General features: G+C 71.7%; 22 protein-coding genes. 15 read left to right on the top strand and 7 right to left on the bottom strand.

Features of this window, described 5'->3' with window-relative positions; all coding sequences use genetic code 11:
* Positions 1-13 precede the first annotated feature (13 nt).
* Entirely contained in the window at positions 14-943 is a 930-nt protein-coding gene (locus tag KUM03_RS20785; protein ID WP_217250777.1) for a diacylglycerol kinase, read from the bottom strand.
* A gap of 185 nt (positions 944-1,128) precedes the next feature.
* Here KUM03_RS20785 and KUM03_RS20780 point away from each other — a divergent pair, with 185 nt between their 5' ends.
* From KUM03_RS20780 to KUM03_RS20760, 5 genes are all read left to right on the top strand, one after another.
* Positions 1,129-2,412, top strand: a complete 1,284-nt coding sequence (locus tag KUM03_RS20780) for an adenylosuccinate synthase (RefSeq protein ID WP_073726453.1) — start codon at positions 1,129-1,131, stop codon at positions 2,410-2,412.
* 125 nt (positions 2,413-2,537) lie between these two features.
* A complete protein-coding gene (locus tag KUM03_RS20775) occupies positions 2,538-3,029 on the top strand; it encodes a DUF3515 family protein (RefSeq protein ID WP_217250776.1) in 492 nt (163 codons plus the stop codon).
* A gap of 70 nt (positions 3,030-3,099) precedes the next feature.
* Complete coding sequence (locus KUM03_RS20770) at positions 3,100-3,309, top strand: hypothetical protein (protein ID WP_217250775.1); 210 nt, start codon at positions 3,100-3,102, stop codon at positions 3,307-3,309.
* 89 nt (positions 3,310-3,398) lie between these two features.
* A complete protein-coding gene (locus KUM03_RS20765; RefSeq protein ID WP_217250774.1) occupies positions 3,399-4,280 on the top strand; it encodes a sigma-70 family RNA polymerase sigma factor in 882 nt (293 codons plus the stop codon).
* Positions 4,281-4,318: 38 nt separating this feature from the next.
* Entirely contained in the window at positions 4,319-4,609 is a 291-nt protein-coding gene (locus KUM03_RS20760; protein WP_217250773.1) for a hypothetical protein, read from the top strand.
* Positions 4,610-4,624: 15 nt separating this feature from the next.
* On the opposite strand, the gene KUM03_RS20755 is transcribed toward KUM03_RS20760, so the two are convergent.
* The 3 genes from KUM03_RS20755 to KUM03_RS20745 all read right to left on the bottom strand — a co-directional run bounded on the left by KUM03_RS20755 (position 4,625) and on the right by KUM03_RS20745 (position 7,587).
* Positions 4,625-5,275, bottom strand: a complete 651-nt coding sequence (locus KUM03_RS20755; protein ID WP_217250772.1) for a hypothetical protein — start codon at positions 5,273-5,275, stop codon at positions 4,625-4,627.
* A gap of 118 nt (positions 5,276-5,393) precedes the next feature.
* Positions 5,394-6,095 carry a GntR family transcriptional regulator gene (locus KUM03_RS20750; protein ID WP_217250771.1) on the bottom strand — a complete coding sequence of 234 codons (702 nt, stop codon included), beginning with the start codon at positions 6,093-6,095 and terminating at the stop codon, positions 5,394-5,396.
* 136 nt (positions 6,096-6,231) lie between these two features.
* A complete protein-coding gene (locus KUM03_RS20745; RefSeq protein ID WP_217250770.1) occupies positions 6,232-7,587 on the bottom strand; it encodes an aspartate aminotransferase family protein in 1,356 nt (451 codons plus the stop codon).
* Positions 7,588-7,814: 227 nt separating this feature from the next.
* Here KUM03_RS20745 and KUM03_RS20740 point away from each other — a divergent pair, with 227 nt between their 5' ends.
* Entirely contained in the window at positions 7,815-9,701 is a 1,887-nt protein-coding gene (locus KUM03_RS20740; RefSeq protein WP_217250769.1) for a serine/threonine-protein kinase, read from the top strand.
* A 325-nt stretch (positions 9,702-10,026) separates the two neighbouring features.
* Here the strand turns inward: KUM03_RS20740 and KUM03_RS20735 are convergent, their stop codons facing one another.
* The gene (locus tag KUM03_RS20735) at positions 10,027-10,785 is read right to left on the bottom strand and encodes an SLATT domain-containing protein (RefSeq protein WP_217250768.1); all 759 of its coding nucleotides are present in this window, start codon (positions 10,783-10,785) and stop codon (positions 10,027-10,029) included.
* Positions 10,786-11,032: 247 nt separating this feature from the next.
* Between KUM03_RS20735 and KUM03_RS20730 the strand changes: the two genes are divergently transcribed.
* From KUM03_RS20730 to KUM03_RS20720, 3 genes are all read left to right on the top strand, one after another.
* On the top strand, positions 11,033-11,374 hold the full coding sequence (locus KUM03_RS20730; protein ID WP_073726471.1) for a YbaB/EbfC family nucleoid-associated protein: 342 nt from the start codon (positions 11,033-11,035) through the stop codon (positions 11,372-11,374).
* Between the two features lie 87 nt (positions 11,375-11,461).
* Positions 11,462-12,061, top strand: coding sequence for a recombination mediator RecR (gene recR, locus KUM03_RS20725; protein ID WP_031042987.1), 600 nt, complete (start codon positions 11,462-11,464; stop codon positions 12,059-12,061).
* Complete coding sequence (locus tag KUM03_RS20720; RefSeq protein ID WP_217250767.1) at positions 12,054-12,713, top strand: DUF5063 domain-containing protein; 660 nt, start codon at positions 12,054-12,056, stop codon at positions 12,711-12,713. Before recR ends, KUM03_RS20720 begins: the two co-directional genes overlap by 8 nt.
* Here KUM03_RS20720 and KUM03_RS20715 read toward each other — a convergent pair.
* Entirely contained in the window at positions 12,706-13,344 is a 639-nt protein-coding gene (locus tag KUM03_RS20715; protein WP_217250766.1) for an ankyrin repeat domain-containing protein, read from the bottom strand. The two genes, KUM03_RS20720 and KUM03_RS20715, sit on opposite strands and share 8 nt — an antisense overlap.
* Before the next feature lie 7 nt (positions 13,345-13,351).
* Positions 13,352-13,753: a hypothetical protein gene (locus KUM03_RS20710; protein ID WP_254399647.1), complete on the bottom strand. Its 402-nt coding sequence runs from the start codon at positions 13,751-13,753 to the stop codon at positions 13,352-13,354.
* A gap of 126 nt (positions 13,754-13,879) precedes the next feature.
* On the opposite strand from KUM03_RS20710, the gene KUM03_RS20705 reads away from it, so the two are divergent.
* The 6 genes from KUM03_RS20705 (at position 13,880) to KUM03_RS20680 (ending at position 17,336) form a co-directional block, all read left to right on the top strand.
* Complete coding sequence (locus KUM03_RS20705) at positions 13,880-14,635, top strand: helix-turn-helix transcriptional regulator (protein ID WP_217250764.1); 756 nt, start codon at positions 13,880-13,882, stop codon at positions 14,633-14,635.
* Positions 14,628-14,813 carry a DUF397 domain-containing protein gene (locus KUM03_RS20700; RefSeq protein WP_217250763.1) on the top strand — a complete coding sequence of 62 codons (186 nt, stop codon included), beginning with the start codon at positions 14,628-14,630 and terminating at the stop codon, positions 14,811-14,813. The genes KUM03_RS20705 and KUM03_RS20700 overlap by 8 nt, the downstream gene beginning before the upstream one ends.
* 285 nt (positions 14,814-15,098) lie before the next feature.
* On the top strand, positions 15,099-16,145 hold the full coding sequence (locus KUM03_RS20695; protein ID WP_217250762.1) for a hypothetical protein: 1,047 nt from the start codon (positions 15,099-15,101) through the stop codon (positions 16,143-16,145).
* Between the two features lie 14 nt (positions 16,146-16,159).
* A complete protein-coding gene (locus KUM03_RS20690) occupies positions 16,160-16,351 on the top strand; it encodes a hypothetical protein (RefSeq protein ID WP_217250761.1) in 192 nt (63 codons plus the stop codon).
* The gene (locus KUM03_RS20685) at positions 16,348-16,704 is read left to right on the top strand and encodes a hypothetical protein (RefSeq protein ID WP_217250760.1); all 357 of its coding nucleotides are present in this window, start codon (positions 16,348-16,350) and stop codon (positions 16,702-16,704) included. Before KUM03_RS20690 ends, KUM03_RS20685 begins: the two co-directional genes overlap by 4 nt.
* 50 nt (positions 16,705-16,754) lie before the next feature.
* Positions 16,755-17,336, top strand: a complete 582-nt coding sequence (locus tag KUM03_RS20680) for a Uma2 family endonuclease (RefSeq protein WP_217250759.1) — start codon at positions 16,755-16,757, stop codon at positions 17,334-17,336.
* Positions 17,337-17,394: the final 58 nt, after the last annotated feature.

The raw sequence follows: 17,394 nt of genomic DNA, 5'->3' as shown, positions 1-17,394 counted from the left end.
GCCCCCCGCGGCCCTACCCCGCAGGCAGCGTCAGCCCCCACGCCCCCTCCCGCACCACCCACGTCCGCGTCCGCACCGGCCCCGACACCACCGCGTCGGCCCGGTACCGGAAGTGCGCCCCCGACACAGTCACCGTCCGCCCCCGCGCCGTCAGCGGCGACGCCTCCCCGCCCCACGCCGGTGGCCGCACCTCCACCTCGGCCACCCCGCCGGCGCCCGGTACCACCGAGAGCGCCTCGACCGGCTGGTCCAGGTCCACCAGCGTCACCCCGTCGACCTCCACCCGCAGTCGGGAGGGACCGGCCGCCCCCGGAGCCGCCGCCGCCCGCACCGGCCGTGCGGACGCCAGGGTCCGGACCAGGGACTGGCAGGTCCGCAGCCAGGGCCACGCAGGCGCGGACGCCGGACGCGACCCGCCCCGCGCGGCGTCGTCGGCCGGGTCCACGAACGCCCCCTCGTCCAGGTGCCCGGCGACCGGCGGAATCCCCACCGCCCCCAGCACCACCCCGTCACTGTCGTCGACGAGCAGGTCCAGGCGCCGTTCCGCCCCGTCCAGCACGGCCCGCGCCGCCGCCACCGCACCCGACGGCAGCCCCAGCGACCGGGTGAGGCCCAGCACCGGCCCCACCGGCACCACGGACAGTCCGCACGCCGCCAGCTCCCGGTGCCGGTGCAGCAGGGCCACGGCGCGCAGCAGCGCCCGGTCGTCGCCGACCACCACCGGCCGTCGCGAGCCCCGCCGCCGCAGGGCCCGCGCGAACTCCTCCGGACCGTCCGGCAGGCACACCTTCGTGCTCGACGCACCCGCGCTGAGTACGTCTTTCGCGATCCGGACGGACTCCCCGTCCGCCCGCCGGGCGACCGGATCGACGACCACCAGAAGCGAAACGGACCTCGCGGAAGAGTTCGCGGAAGAGCTCGCGGAAGTCGCCACCTCGGCCATGCCTCGCTTCCTCGGGTAGCATCTTTGTGCAAGAGCCCCTTGCGCTATTGCGCCAGGGGCTTCGTCTATTCCGGGGCATCCGGTCCGACGGTTGGCGGCCAACGACGGTCGCGGTGTACGTGGCGGAAATCCACCGCGTACGCCCTCGACCATGGACATGCCCCGCCCGGAAGGGGTGTACGCGCGTGCCCGCACTTGTGCTGCTCGGTGCTCAGTGGGGTGACGAAGGCAAGGGAAAGGCGACGGACCTGCTCGGTGGCTCCGTCGACTATGTGGTGCGCTACCAGGGCGGCAACAACGCCGGCCACACGGTAGTCGTGGGCGATCAGAAGTACGCCCTCCACCTGCTCCCTTCCGGGATTCTCTCCCCCGGCTGCACGCCGGTCATCGGTAACGGCGTCGTCGTCGACCCGTCGGTCCTGTTCTCCGAGCTGAGCGGGCTGAACGAGCGAGGCGTCGACACGTCCAAGCTCCTGATCAGCGGAAACGCCCACATCATCACGCCGTACAACGTGACCGTCGACAAGGTGACGGAACGCTTCCTCGGCAAGCGCAAGATCGGCACCACCGGCCGCGGCATCGGCCCGACCTACGCCGACAAGATCAACCGTGTCGGCATCCGCGTCCAGGACCTCTACGACGAGTCGATCCTCACCCAGAAGGTCGAAGCGGCGCTGGACGTCAAGAACCAGATGCTCACCAAGCTCTACAACCGCCGCGCCATCGCCACCGGCCAGGTCGTCGAGGAGCTGCTGGGCTACGCGGACAAGCTCGCGCCGTACGTCGCCGACACCGTCCTGGTCCTCAACCAGGCGCTGGAGGACGACAAGGTCGTCCTGTTCGAGGGCGGTCAGGGCACCCTCCTCGACATCGACCACGGCACGTACCCCTTCGTCACCTCGTCGAACCCGACCGCGGGCGGCGCCTGCACCGGCGCCGGCGTGGGCCCGACGAAGATCAGCCGGGTCATCGGCATCCTCAAGGCGTACACGACCCGCGTCGGCGCCGGCCCGTTCCCGACCGAGCTGTTCGACGAGGACGGCGAGGCCCTGCGCCGCATCGGCGGCGAGCGCGGCGTCACCACCGGCCGCGACCGGCGCTGCGGCTGGTTCGACGCGGTGATCGCCCGCTACGCCACCCGCGTCAACGGCCTCACCGACTTCTTCCTCACCAAGCTCGACGTCCTCACCGGCTGGGAGCAGATCCCGGTCTGCGTGGCCTACGAGATCGACGGCAAGCGCGTCGAGGAGCTGCCGTACTCGCAGTCCGACTTCCACCACGCGAAGCCGGTCTACGAGATGCTGCCGGGCTGGAGCGAGGACATCAGCAAGGCGAAGTCGTTCTCCGAGCTGCCGAAGAACGCCCAGGCGTACGTCAAGGCGCTGGAGGAGATGTCCGGCGCCCCGATCTCCGCGATCGGCGTGGGCCCGGGCCGGGACGAGACGATCGAGATCAACTCGTTCCTGTAGAGAACCGAATGCCGACGCCGACGGCCGGGACCCCGCACGGGGCCCCGGCCGTCGGTGTTCGGCCTACGGATACGCTGGCCGGTGCCAGCAGTGGACGGAACGGACAGCGCGGAGCGGATCGGAACATGCGGAAGCCCACCACCCGGACGTGGATCTGGCTGACCGTCGCGGTCGTCGCCGTCACCGGCGGGCTCCTCTACGTCGACAGCCACCGCGTCTCCGCCGCCCCGCACGCCGACAACGCCAAGTGCGGCAAGGTGGTCGACCGCCTCCCCGACGACATACCCGGCGCCTCGCGCGACTGGGCCCTCGGCGACGGCGTCGCCTCCTGGGGCGGCCAGAAGGCGGTGTTCCGCTGCGGCGCCGAGGAGCTGCCGCCCAACATCAACCTCTGCGTCACGGCCGACGGCGTCGACTGGGTGCTGGACGAGAAGCGGCTCAAGAGCGACGGCGTGAGCGTGCTGCGGACCTACGGCCGCTCCCCGGCCGTGGAGCTCACCTACACCGGGCCGCGCGAGGAGGTGGGCGGCGTCCTCGCCGCGCTGGACCCCGCCGTGAAGTGGATCCCGCAGGAGCGCAAGTGCGTCGGCCTCCAGGACGCCGAAATCGCCCCGTAGCCGGCCGCACCGCGACCGTTCGGCCCACTTCCCCGGGCGCCGGCCCGGAGCGTGGTGTCGGATCGTGGGCATGACCGACCGTGACCGCGCCGCTTCCTGCCAGGGCCCGTACGGCGGAGAGGGCGACCCGGGCGTCCCCGACGACTGCGGCGATCCGGCCCGCTTCGAGGTCGCCCGGCACCTCAGGACGCCGCTGCGGGTGTGCCCCGTACACCTGGGGCCGTCACTGCTGCTGGCGGACGGGGTGCTGTGGCCGCCGGGGATCCGTCTGATCCGCTGAGGGCGCCGGGGGTCCGGTGATTCACTTGGGTCAGAACCCTGAGGACCCCGAGGACACGAGGACACGAGGACACGGAGGGAAGCCGTACGGTGCCCGGACGAACCGACGCGTTGGCGGAGAGCTTCGAGCGGGACCGCCCCCGGCTGCGTGCCGTCGCGTACCGCATCCTCGGCTCCCTCGGCGAGGCCGACGACGCCCTCCAGGACGCGTGGCTGCGCGCCGACCGCGCGGACACCTCGGAGGTGGAGAACCTCTCCGGCTGGCTCACCACCGTCGTCGCCCGCGTCTGCCTCAACATGCTGCGCGCCCGCGACACCCGCCGCGAGGAGCCGTTGGAGGAGGGGCCACGAACGGGGACGACCGGCACCGACCCCGCCGAGGAGGCCCAGCTCGCCGACGAGGTCGGCATCGCGCTGCTGATCGTGCTGGACACCCTGGGCCCCGCCGAACGGCTCGCGTTCGTCCTGCACGACATGTTCGACGTCCCCTTCGACGACATCGCCGCGATGCTCGGCAAGGCCCCCGCCGCCACCCGCCAGCTGGCCAGCCGCGCCCGCCGCCGGGTCCGGGGCGTTCCCGTGCCCGACGCCGACCCGCCCCGCCGGCGCCGCGCGGTCGACGCGTACCTGGCGGCCACCCGGGGCGGCGACTTCGACGCGCTGGTCTCCCTGCTCCACCCGGAGGTCGTCCTGCGCGCCGACGCGGCGGTCGTCCCGACGCCCGAGCCCTTCGCCGTCTCCGGCGTCGAGCCGGTCGCGCGGGGTGCGATGGCCTCGATGGCGCGGGCGCGGTTCACCGGCGTGGTCCTGGTGGACGGCAGGGTCGGCCTGGCGATGGCCGAGCACGGCAGGCTGCGCGTGGTGCTCCGCTTCACCTTCGCGGACGACGCCCACGACGACCGCATCACCGGCATCGATGTGATCGCGGAGCCGAACCAGCTGAACAAACTGCTCATTTCAGGCATAGGCTGAAGCTGTACACGCCGCGTCGGCAGAAGAAGGTGAGTGCGATGCGCGTGCTGCTCAAGGCCACGCTGGACACGGAGAAGTCGAACGAACTCGTCCGCAGCGGCAAGATGACCGACCTGATGCGGGAGACCCTCGACCACATCAAGCCGGAGGCCGCCTACTTCGGCGTCCTCGGCGGTCGGCGGACGGCCCTGCTGGTCCTCGACATGCAGGACAGCTCGGAGATGCCCCGGCTCGGTGAGCCGTTCCTCGTGGAGATGAACGCCGAGGTCGAGGTCTGCCCGATCATGAACGGCGAGGACCTCGCCAAGGGCCTCTCCCAGCTCCGCTGACCGGCCGCCGGCGGATCAGCTGAACACGATCATCGACCCCTGCGCCAGGCTCCGCGTGGCCGCCGCGTGCAGCCCCAGCCACACGTGCCGCTCACGGGCGAAGGGGCTGGCGTCGTACGGCGCGGGAACGGCCGGCTCCTCCAGCTCCGTCGGGGCGAGCGGCGGCGCGGGTGGCGCCGGGGGGTTGGCCGGGTCGATGCCGAGGGCCGGGGCGACGGCCTCCAGCTCCCGCAGCAGGGTGTGCGAGGAGCCCAAGGGGCCGCCGCCCGCCAGGAGTTCGTCGCTGGAGAGCGGGTGCGGGAAGTCGACGGGGACGTAGGCGCCCGCGTGGTCGTAGTGCCAGACCAGGTGCGACTGCTGGGCCGTCGACTCGAACATCTCCAGCAACTGCTCGTAGTCACCGCCGAGTTCGTCCACCGGCGTCACCGCCAGCCCGCACACCTGGAGCAGGTACGCGCGGCGCAGGAAGTGCAGGGCGTCGTAGTCGAATCCGGCCACCGGCGCGACCTCGCCGGACAGCCCCGGCATGTACTGGTACACCGGCACCGGCGGCAGCCCGGCCTCGGCCAGCACCTTGTCGTACTGCGCGAGTTCCTCGGCGAACGGGTTGTCCGGCGTGTGGCACAAGACGTCGACGAGCGGTACCAGCCACAGGTCACAGGCCAAAAGAGGGCTCCTCACACAGCACGGTGGACGGGCGGGGTGGTCTGGAAGCGTAGTCGGTGCGTGGTGCGTGCAGATCCCATACCCATTTGGGGCCCGGCCACGACACCTCAGGCGTTGGTCATCGCCGGGCGAGGCGCTCGATCAGGGCGAGCGAGTGAGCGTTGTACGCGTCGATCAGCGCACGGGCGGCCGGCGCGTCGCGGCGGGCGAGGGCGTCGACCAGTTCGGTGTGCCCCGACCAGAGGGTGCCGCGCAGGTCGCTCAGCCGGCGCAGGTGCTGCACCGTGCACACCCAGCTCCGCACGCGCAGCCGGTGCAGGAAGTCGGAGAGGTAGGGGTTGCCGAACAGCACGGCCAACTCGCGCCAGTAGCGCAGGTCGTAGCCGATGAGGACGGTCAGGTCCCCGGCCGCGGCGGCCCGCTGGGCCTCCTCACCGCGCCGGCGGACCCCGGCGAGGGCGGCGGCGACCCGCGGATCGTCCGGGGCCGGCCCGCCCCGCCGGGCGCCCTCCAGGGCGAGGAACATCCCGCCGATGACGAGACTGCGGGCCTCGACCATCCCCCGGAAGTCGTCGACCGAGTACTCGTGCACCCGGAACCCGCGGTGGTGGTCGGCGTCGAGCAGCCCCTGCGCGGACAGGTCGACCAGCGCCTCGCGCACGGGCGTCGCGGACACCCCGTACTGCTCGGCGATCTCCTTGACCGTGAACTCCTGCCCCGGCTGGAGCCGCCCGGACAGCACCTCGTCGCGGAGCGCGTCGGCGATCTGCTGCCGCAGGGTGCTGCGCGTGACGGCACCGGTGCGGCTGGGGCCGGGCATGATCGGGCGGTCTCCTCGTCGCGTACGGGGTGTACTCGTACACACAGCTGTGGCGTGCTCGTACACATGTCCACGGTGTACGAGCACGCCACCTTACGCGCTCGGGTCGCTTGCCTGCCCGTAAGCGGGCAGGACCTTACTCGGTGTACTCGTCCGCCACGGACAGTGCCGTGTCCAGGGCCGCGAGGCCCTCCTTCAGCTCGGCCTCGGAGACGTTGCAGGGCGGGACGACGTGGGTCCGGTTCATGTTCACGAACGGCCACACGCCGTGGGCCTTGGCGGACGCGGCGAAGGCGGACATCGGGGTGGCCGCCTGCCCGGTCGCGTTGTACGGCACCAGCGGCTCCCGGGTCTCCCGGTTCCTCACCAGCTCCAGCGCCCAGAACATGCCGGTCCCGCGCACGTCGCCGACGCTCGGGTGCCGCTCGGCCAGCTCCCGCAGCGCGGGCTCGACGACCTCGGCGCCGAGCCGCGCCGCGTGCTCGACGATGCCCTCCTCCTCCATCACGTTGATCGTGGCGACGGCGGCGGCGCAGGCCAGCGGGTGACCGGAGTACGTCAGCCCGCCCGGGTAGGGACGCTCGGCGAACGTCGCGGCGATCTCGCCGGAGATCGCGACGCCGCCCAGCGGGACGTAGCCCGAGTTGACGCCCTTGGCGAAGGTCATCAGGTCGGGCACGACGTCGTACAGGTCGGCGGCGAACCACGTACCGGTCCGCCCGAACCCGGCCATCACCTCGTCCAGCACGAACACGATCCCGTACTTGTCGCAGATCGCCCGCACCCCGGCCAGGTAACCGGCCGGCGGCATCATGATCCCCGCCGTGCCCGGGATCGTCTCCAGGATGATCGCGGCGATCGTCCCCGGGCCCTCGAAGGCGATCGTCGTCTCCAGGTGCTCCAGCGCCCGCGCGCACTCCTGCTCCTCGGTCTCGGCGTAGAAGCGCGAGCGGTACAGGAAGGGCGCCCAGAAGTGCACGGCACCGGCGGTGCCGCTGTCCGAGGCCCAGCGGCGCGGGTCGCCGGTGAGGTTGATCGCCTGCTGGGTGCCGCCGTGGTACGAGCGGTACGCCGACAGCACCTTCGGCCGCCCGGTGTGCAGCCGCGCCATGCGCACGGCGTGCTCGACGGCGTCCGCGCCGCCGTTGGTGAAGAAGATCTTGTCCAGGTCGCCGGGCGTCCGCTCGGCGATCAGCCGCGCCGCCTCGGAGCGCGCCTCGACGGCGAACGCGGGCGCGAAGGTCGTCATCCGCGCCGCCTGCTCCTGGATCGCGGCGACGACCTTGGGGTGCTGGTAGCCGATGTTGGTGTAGACGAGACCGCTGGCGAGGTCGAGGTAGCGCTTCCCTTCGTAGTCCCAGAAGTACGACCCCTCGGCGCCGGCGACGGCGAGCGGGTCGATGAGCTCCTGCGCGGACCAGGAGTGGAAGACGTGCGAGCGGTCCGCGGCCTTCACGGCGGCGCCGGCCTGGGGATCGGGCTGAGGGGTCATGCGGCCGAGGGTAGATGTCCGCGATGCGGAAACGGAATCGGCGTCCTGTCTGTGGACGGGGGCTTTCCGCGACAGGTTGTCGACGCGGCGCCGGTACCGTGCCGGCACCGTACGGCGGGCCCGTTACGGAACCGTAGAGATGGACCCGCTCCCCGTGCGCCCGCCCCGCACTATCCTCGGTCTGTTGCTCACGTGGGAGTTTCACGTGCGGGGGAAGGCGGCGCAACATGCAGAAGCTCGGGGACGGGGACCCGCGGCACATCGGGGCCTACCGGCTGCTGGGGAGGCTCGGCGCGGGAGGCATGGGCCACGTCTATCTGGCCCGCTCGGACCGTGGACGCACGGTCGCCGTGAAGCTGGTGCGCGCGGAACTGGCCGCGCAGGAGGAGTTCCGGGAGCGGTTCCGCAAGGAGGTCGAGTCCGCGCGGCGGGTCGGCGGCCACTGGACCGCGCCCGTACTGGACGCCGACACCGAGGCGGCCGTGCCCTGGGTCGCCACCGGGTACGTCGCGGGGCCCAGCCTCCAGCAGGTCGTGGGCCACGACCACGGTGCCCTGCCGGAACGCTCGGTGCGGACCCTGGCCGCCGGGCTCGCCCACGCCCTCCAGGACATCCACGCGGCCGGGATCATCCACCGCGACCTCAAGCCGTCCAACGTGCTCGTCACCATCGACGGCCCCCGGGTCATCGACTTCGGCATCGCGCGGGCCCTGCAGACGGTGACCGACGGCGGCCTCACCCGGACCGGCGCGCTGGTCGGCTCGCCCGGCTTCATGGCGCCCGAGCAGGTGCGCGGCGACCGCGTCACGCCCGCCTGCGACGTCTTCTGCCTCGGCTCCGTCATCGCCTACGCCGCCACCGGCGCACTCCCCTTCGGCACCGCCAACAGCGGCGTGCACGCGCTGATGTTCCGCATCGCGCAGGAGGACCCCGACCTCGACCGGGTGCCCGAGGGCATCGCCGACCTCGTGCGCGACTGCCTGAAGAAGGACCCCGCCGCTCGCCCGAGCCTCGCCGAGGTACTGGCCCGCACCGGCGCCCAGGACACGGTCGCCGACGGCCGCTCCCGCGACCCGTGGCTGCCCGGCGCGCTGGTCGCCCAGCTCGGCCGGCACGCCGTACGGCTGCTGGACACGGAGAACCCGGAGTCACCGGCGGCGGCCCCGCAGCAGGACCCACCGAGCCCGGACCGGCCCCCGGCCTCCGAGGGGGAGCCGTCGGGCCCGCCGCCGCCCCGCGAACCGGGCAGCGGCGCCGGAGCCGGAGCCCCGCTGAACCACCTCCCCACCCTCGTCGCGGGCCAGAACCCCCCGGCACCCCCGCCCACCGCCCCTCACGCCCATGCCCACGCCCACGCCCACGCCCACGCCCCGGTCTACGGTGCCCCGCCGCCGGGCCACCACCCGTACGGCGGCCTCGGCTCGACCCCGCCCTACGGTCCGCCGCCGCACGGGACCCCGCCGTACGGCCCGCCGCCGTACGGGACACCGCCGTACGGCCCGCCCCACGAGCCGCCCCGAAGAGGCCGCTCCACCGCGCTCCTCGTCGTGGTCGCCCTGGTGGTGGCGCTGGGCGCCGGAGGTTCGGTCTACGCGCTGATGAGCGGCGGGGACGACGGCGGCAGCCGGGCCGGCGGCGACCCCACGACCACGGCGACGGCCGCCGGGACCCAGGGCCAGGGCCAGGGACAGGACCCGACCCCGGACGGTCCGTCCCCGACGACGGAGGCCGACCGGCCCACGACCCCGACGCCCGGGGACGACGGCACGATCCCGACGGCGTACCTGGGCACGTGGACCACGACCATCGACAACGCCTCCGGCGTCCACACCCGGCGGCTGACCATCCAGCAGGGCGAGGTGGGCGACACGGTCCTCTCCCTGGTCGCCGACGGCCCGGCGGGCGGCACCACGTACCACTGCGTCTTCGAGGCGGACCTGTCCACGGCCCCGGACTCCGACGGCCCCCTGCGCATCGGCCCCTCGACGGTGACGGTGGGCCCCGCCACGTCCTGCGCCCCGGGCGAGCCCACCACGGTCACCCTGCTCCCGGACGGCAGCCTGCGCCGGGCGAACAACACCAACGGCGAGAGCCTGACGTACACCCGGCACTGACCCCCCCCGCCCCAGCTGCGGGCAGCCGCCCCCCGCCCCAGCTGCGGGCAGCCGCCCTCCGCCCCAGCTGCGGGCAGCCGCCCTCCGCCCCAGCTGCGGGCAGCCGCCCTCCGCCCCAGCTGCGGGCAGCCGCCCTCCCGCCCCAGCTGCGGGCAGCCGCTCTCCCGCCCAGCTGCGGGCAGTCGTGCCGCTGGGGCGGCACGGGTGGGCGCAGCGGCACCCCGCAGCGCCGGGCCGCGCACTCACCCCCGCCCCGCACCCACGCCGGGCACGGACAAAACCCCGGACCAGTCACCCCACCCAGACAGTCACCGCAAACGCACGCTCACCGCGGCTCCGGCGGCCGCTGCCTCGGCATGTTCGGCCGAGCCCCGTTGGGCGCCACGGAGAACCGCCCCGGCCCGGTGCCCCCCGCCTCCGACCGCCCTCCGGCCCCACCCACCGCCCCCCACTGCAACCCCAACGGCGCGACCCCACTCCGGAAGTCCACCATCCAGTCCGCCGTCTCCGCCCGCACCAGCTCCGTGACGTCCTCGGAGAACCTCCGCAGCACCCCCAGGCACCGCTCGGCCGCCTCGCTCGCCGTCCCGTCCGCCGGACCCAGCACCTCCCGCACGCTCTCCGACGCCCAGTCGAACTGGAGCACCTGCAGCCGCCGCTGCACCGCCTGCGCCGTGGCCACGTCCCGCATCCACCCGGACGTCACCCCGAAGTACCGGTCCCCGGCCACGCAGGCCACCGCGCACAGCAGCGCCAGATACCCCCAGGGCGCGGCCCCGCCCACCGTCCCGGACATGTCCAGCAGCGGCAGCACCGCCCCGGCCAGCGCCCCCGCCGCGGCCCCGCACCGCAGCGCCACCGCGCCCCGCCGCTTCCGCACGCGGTCCGCGAGATACCAGGCCGCCGTGTCCAGCGCGCCCCGCTCCACCCACCGGTACAGCTCGTCCAGCCGCTCCGCGGGCAGCGCCCAGTCCCCGAGCGGAAACGCCCGCCCGGCCAGGTCGCCCGGCCGGAGCCCGGCCGCCCCCTCACCGCCCCGCCCGTCGTGCGGCGGCCCTTCGGGCTGCATCTCCGGCTGACCCACCCGGCACTCCCTACTGCTCACCGTCAGTGACGACCACATGCGCCGGGAACCTTCCTACCGCCCAATGGGTGGCGAAGGTCCGGGTTCCGAGGGTTTTCCGCCCGGAAGAGGTCGTTGATCAGGTATAGGGCTCCCGAGGTATCACTCGAAAGAGTGCTGGGGCGAGGGCCGCACGGACCACGTAGGCTCGTGCCGAACGGCAAAACCCGCGGTGACCCCGCGACGACAGCGGCGACAGGAGCTGAACGTGATCCCCGGTGGTGGCCAGCCCAACATGCAGCAGCTGCTCCAGCAGGCCCAGAAGATGCAGCAGGACCTGGCGAAGGCCCAGGAGGAACTGGCGCAGACGGAGGTCGACGGCCAGTCCGGCGGCGGCCTGGTGAAGGCCACCGTCACCGGTTCCGGCGAGCTGCGCGGCCTCGTGATCGACCCGAAGGCGGTGGACCCGGAGGACACCGAGACCCTCGCCGACCTGGTCGTGGCGGCCGTCCAGGCGGCCAACGAGAACGCGCAGAACCTCCAGCAGCAGAAGCTCGGCCCGCTCGCCCAGGGACTGGGCGGCGGCGGCATCCCCGGTCTGCCTTTCTGAGCCCGCCTTTCCCGGTTCGCCTTTCTCAGACCGGCCGAAGCCATCTACCGTACGTAGTGCAGGAACCTCAGGAAGGACGGCAGTCCGTTGTACGAAGGCGTGGTCCAGGACCTCATCGACGAACTCGGGCGGCTGCCCGGCGTCGGTCCCAAGAGCGCGCAGCGGATCGCCTTCCACGTCCTCCAGGCGGAACCGACCGACGTACGGCGGCTCGCCCAGGCCCTCATGGAAGTGAAGGCCAAGGTCCGCTTCTGCGCGACCTGCGGAAACGTCGCGCAGGAGGAGCAGTGCAACATCTGCCGCGACACCCGGCGCGACCCCTCCGTCATCTGCGTCGTGGAGGAACCGAAGGACGTCGTCGCCATCGAGCGCACCCGTGAGTTCCGCGGGCGCTACCACGTGCTCGGTGGCGCGATCAGCCCGATCGACGGAGTCGGCCCCGACGACCTCCGCATCCGTGAACTGCTCGCCCGCCTCGCGGACGGCACGGTCACGGAACTCATCCTGGCCACGGACCCGAATCTGGAGGGCGAGGCCACGGCCACGTACCTCGCCCGCATGATCAAGCCCATGGGCCTCAAGGTCACCCGCCTGGCCAGCGGCCTCCCGGTGGGCGGCGACCTGGAATACGCGGACGAGGTGACCCTCGGCCGCGCCTTCGAGGGGAGACGACTCCTAGATGTCTGACGCCACGCTGCACGCGACCAACCAGAACCCGGACGACTTCGCCGTCCAGATCGCCGACCAGATCGAGAGCTTCCTGGTAGCCGTCACCGAGGTGGCGAAGGGCGACGAGCCGGACTCCGCCGTCCCCTTCCTCCTCCTGGAGGTCTCCCAGCTGATGCTGGCCGGCGGCCGCCTGGGCGCCCACGAGGACATCGTCCCCGACGAGCGCTACGAGCCCGACCCGGGCCCCGAGCTGGACGTGGACGAGCTGCGCGAGAACCTCGCCCGCCTCCTAGACCCCATCGACGTCTACTCCGAGGTCTTCGACCCGTACGAGCCCCGCAAGGCGCCCGTCCCGGCCCGCATCTCCGACGACCTCACCGACGTCATCACCGACCTGCGCCACGGCATGGCCCACTACAAGGCGGGCCGCACCACGGAGGCCCTGTGGTGGTGGCAGTTCTCCTACTTCTCCAACTGGGGCTCCACCGCCTCCGCCACCCTGCGCGCCCTCCAGTCCGTAGTCGCCCACGTCCGCCTCAACCAGCCCTTGGAGGAGCTGGACGGCCTGGACACCGACCAGGGCCTCGGCGACGAGACCCTGGAGACGGAGGCGGGCCGGGTCATGGTGGAGGAGATCGCGGGACCGCTGGGGCTGCGGCCGGTCAAGTAGCGGAGCCGACGGCTCCCGCGGCACGCAGGTCGTCCGCGATCCGCTCGTAACGCCACCGCCTCTCCTCGTCCCTGCCCGCGTGCCGATCCGCGCATTCGAGCGCCCGGGTCGTTGCCTCGGCGCCGTGGCCGAGCAGCCGACGTACCGCCTCGGCGTGCCCGAAGCAGGACGCCCACTCCAGGGCCGTCCTCCCCTTCATGGCCCTGTCCTCGAGGTCCGCCCCACGCTCGGCGAGCAGGTCGATGGTCCCGGTGCGGTTCGAGCTCGCCGCCGTCACCAGCGGCGTGTACGGAATCCTGTCCGCCTGCGCCCGCATGGACACCCCTGCGTCCAGCAGCGCCTCGACGACGGCCGTGTGCCCGAGCGACGCCGCATAGGTCAGCGGGGTGAGGTCGTGGTAGTACCCGGCGTGCATCGCCGGGTCGGCACCGGCCGCGAGGAGCAGCCGGACCACGTCGACGTGGTTCTCCTGCACCGCCAGGTCGAGCGCGGGCCGCGCCTGATCGTTGACGGCGTCCACCGGAACGCCCGAGTCCAGCAGCCGGGCCACCCGTTCCCCGTCACCGTTCTGCGCGGCCTGCGGCAAAGCGTTCGAACGCGGGGCGCGTGGCTTGTTCACGGGTCTCGTCATACGGCGATCATGCGACGCCGGGACCCAGTGCCGCACGGAGTTTCGTCGCGGACACGTACGGCACGGTCGCCGTGGGCACGCTGTACCAGCGCAGCGGCCAGGTGTTGCCCTCCAGCGCCGGAACGCCGACGTAGGTGACGGTCCGGCCACGTCCGCCCAACTGCTGTACGCCCAAGGGCCAGTCGTACGCCGAGACCTCGCCGGGCGCCAGCAGGAAGTACACCCACCGCCCGCCACCCGCCTCGCACACGATCGGCCCCGCGTCGTCGGCGGTGGCCTCGACGAGCCAGTCGGCGACCAGCTCCCCACGGATGCCGTCGACCCGTACGGCGTCGAAGTGGACGCCCGCGAGGTGCAGTTGATGTCCGGCGAGCGGGACCCAAGAGGGCCGGTGAATTGTCTCCGTCATGGTCACACGCTGGCGGTCACGAGGCTACGCTCGGTAGCGACTGAAGTGATACACGCCGGGGTGTATCGGTCGGAGGTGCGTGCTGTGTCTCAATCGCCTGTTGCGTGGCGCTACAGCGGTAACCAGATGAAACGCTGGCGCACCAAGGCCAACGTGAGCAGAGAGCAACTGGCCGAGGCTGCCAACTACTCGCCGGACACGATCAAGTCCATGGAGCAGGGCGTACGGATGCCGACGCCGCGCGTGCTGGATGTCGCCGACGAGTTGTGCCGGGCGGAGGGGCTGTTGAGCGCCGCGAAGGAGTACTTGCAGCGGGAGAAGTTCCCGAAGCGGGCACGGGACTTCATGGAGCGGGAGAAGGAGGCGATCAGTTTTTGGTCGCACGAGTCAGGGCTGATTCCTGGGCTATTGCAGGCTCCGAGATACATGCGAGCCCTCATCGAAGGCCGTGTTCCGCCTCTCGACGAGGAGACGATTGAATCGCGGATTGCGGGCAGGGTGGAGCGGCAGGCCATGCTCACGGCTGGCAAGCCGCCAGTGGCGTTCGCCTTCACCCTCTACGAGGCGGTTCTGCATGCTCCACACGTGGACGGCGAACAACTGCACCGATTGCTGGAGGTGTCCCGTCTGCGGAACGTCGTGTTGCAGGTGCTGCCCTTCAAACTGGCCACTCTTAGCGCCGCCATGGGGACCATGATCTTGCTGGAGACCCGAGACCACGAGCGGTTTGCCTATACGGAGAGCCAGTTCGTCAGTGACTTGTCGGCCGACCCGGAGGTAGTCCGGCTGGTGACCGAGCGGCTTAGCATGATGCGTGCTCACGCACTCAGCCCCGCTGAGTCGGCCCGGTTCATTGAACGGATGGCGGATCACCATGACTGACCAGCTGACGTGGTTCAAGTCCAGCTACAGCGACGACGAAGGAGCCGCCTGCGTCGAGACCGCTGTTTCTCGGGGCATCCACATCCGCGACTCCAAGACCGCACCCACCGGCCCCGAACTCCACGTCTCCGCCCCCGCCTGGTCGGCCTTCATCGCCGCAGTTCAGCCCGGAGCTTGAGCCTCGGGACCCGAGCTCTTCCCTTGGGTTTCTGGTCTGGTTGAAATACCCAACCAACCAAGTCTGTACGTGAGTTGACGCGCCGTAACTCGTAAGAGTGACGTTCCGTGATCGGCTTGCGTCGCTGCGTCAAGTCGCCCTAGGTTCGCGGCATATGACCGACAAATGAGTCGGCCCCGGCGGTGCGCCAACACCAATCCGGGACCTGACCGACGCATCGAAGGACCGACTCCGATGGTGGCTTGCGCCAACCCTAGTCCCGCCCTGCCCTCCCCGTCCCACCCCATGGCCAATCCGGGCTACGGGAAACGCCTCGCGGGCGACGAAGCCCCGCACGCGGACCCGGACTTCGCACACCTGCTCCCGCGAGAGGCCGAAGTCGCCGTATTCATCGACCACCTCGACGACGGCCACGCGATGGGCCACAAGGTGCTCGCGGCGGAGCACCCGCGCTACGGCCAGCAGGCCATGCGCACGGCGCTGACCCGTATCACCGAAGCCGGCCACCTGCGCTGGATCAAGGAGCACATCACCGTCGAGGACAACACCATGCGGTGGGTCACGCGCACGTACTGGTCGCGTACCCGCAGGTCCCCACAGTGGTGGGCGCAGTTCGCGCGGGAGCGGCACGGCAAGGACGTGACCCGGCACCACCAGCCCGGCCTGGCCCGGATCGAGGAGGCGATGGCCGCCCTCGTACCGCAGGCGGCCGAGCCCGCACCGGAACGCGAATCCGAGCCCGCCCCCGACCGCGAAGAGCCGGTCGGCGCCGCGTACCGCACGCTCACCGGCCTGCGTACCGCCGAGCCGCGCATGGCGCTCACCGAGGGCGACTGCCGAGCCCTCGAACCGCTCGCCGAGCAGTGGCTGTCCCGTGGTGCCACGCCGAACGACATCACCCGAGCCCTGACCGAAGGGCTGCCCCCCACCGTCAGCAACCCGGGCGGACTCGCCCGCCGTCGACTGGAGTCGAAAATGCCTCCGCAGCAGCGCGAACCGCGCGCCAAGGTGACCCGCGTGATCATGGCCTGCGCCACCTGTGACCAGGACGAACGCACGGTGAAAATCGACCGTGGCATCTGTGAGGACTGCCGCAAGGAGAACGAGGCCAACCCGGTGTCCGACGCGGACATCGTCAAGGAGTTCGAGGAGATCGCCTTCCTCGGCACCACCTCGGCGTACTACCTCAAGAAGAAGCTGGAGCGCGCCACGGGCGGCCCCGTGCCCGACACGTTCCGTCCCGTGCCCATCGAGGACCGCGTCTTCTACCACTACCGGGACAACCGCGACCGGATCGCGAACGGCCTCCCGCCGAGGCGCTGGAACCCGTGAAGCGTCCGGATTACATGATCTCGGCTGTGATCAGCCGGGCCCTGGAGCAGTACTTGGGTGCCCGGCGCCTCATCCGTGCCGGGCTGCGCGCAATGGCGGACTACGAAGCGGAGTACGGCCCCTTCTCCGAGCAGGAGATGGCCGAGGCGGACGCCCGGGTCGCCGCCCTCTTCGACCCGCCCGGTGAGGAGCGGCGCACAGCATGAGTCACGTTGTCTACGACTCCGGCGCGTTGATCGCCGCCGGGAAGAACGATCGCCCCTTCCTGGCTCGCCACAAGGCGTTGCTGCTGCACGGGGTCATTCCGTTGGTTCCGGCAGGCGTGCTGGCGCAGTGTTGGGACGCGCGCGCCTCGGCGGCGATGCCGCACTGGACGTTGAGCGGATGCAGGGCGACACCGTTGACGGAAGCAGGCGCGAAGGCCGCCGCCGCGCTCTGCCACGAGAACAAGACCTCCATCGCCTACGACGACGCCCCGATCCTCACCGACGACCTGGGTGACATCCGTGCCCTGGCGGCCTGCGCGGGCCGTGCGCGCATCCATGTGGAGCGACCGTGAGCGTGCAGGAGGTGTCGGCCGGGGCACCATGGTGTCGAGGAGGCGACGCCATGACCCCCAGGACCGAGCACCGGCCGCCACAGATGTCCGTCGAGGAGTTCGAGGAGCTCGAACGCCACGCCCCGGAGAGCGTGTGGCTGGAGTTCGTGCGTGGGAAGGTCAAGGTCAAGCCGGTGCCCGACGGCAATCACAGCGAGATCTACATGTGGCTGCTCGAACGCTGTATGAGCCTGCGGCCCGATCTTCGGCTGCATCCGGAGCGGGGACTCAAGACGGAGACCTACCGCAAGGGACGCGCTCGTGCGGACGCGGTCCTGGTGCCGAAAGGGGGCCTTGTCGGCCATGGAGAGTGGTCGGACGCCGAGACGGTGCTGATGGCAGTCGAGATCACGTCGCGCGACTCCGACACCAATCAGCGCGACCGGGTCGAGAAGCCGGACGGCTACGCCGCAGCGGGCATCCCGGTCTACCTCCTCATCGACCGAGACGACTGCTCGGTCGTCGTGTTCGACGAACCGGAAGGCGGCCGCTACCGGCACGCGGAGAAACTGCCCTTCGGTGCCCCCGTCCACCTCCCCGCCCCCGTCCACATCACCCTCGACACCGCCCCCCTCGAAGACCTGGCGGACTGACGTCTCTCACTTGTGAACGTGTGACACAGGGCACTTTCCCGAGTGACCCGCGCAGCGA

Source organism: Streptomyces sp. AC602_WCS936, assembly GCF_019049125.1.
Classification (GTDB): domain Bacteria; phylum Actinomycetota; class Actinomycetes; order Streptomycetales; family Streptomycetaceae; genus Streptomyces.
The sequence above is the reverse complement of the archived record's forward strand: the minus strand, read 5'-3'. Positions and strand labels throughout refer to the sequence as shown.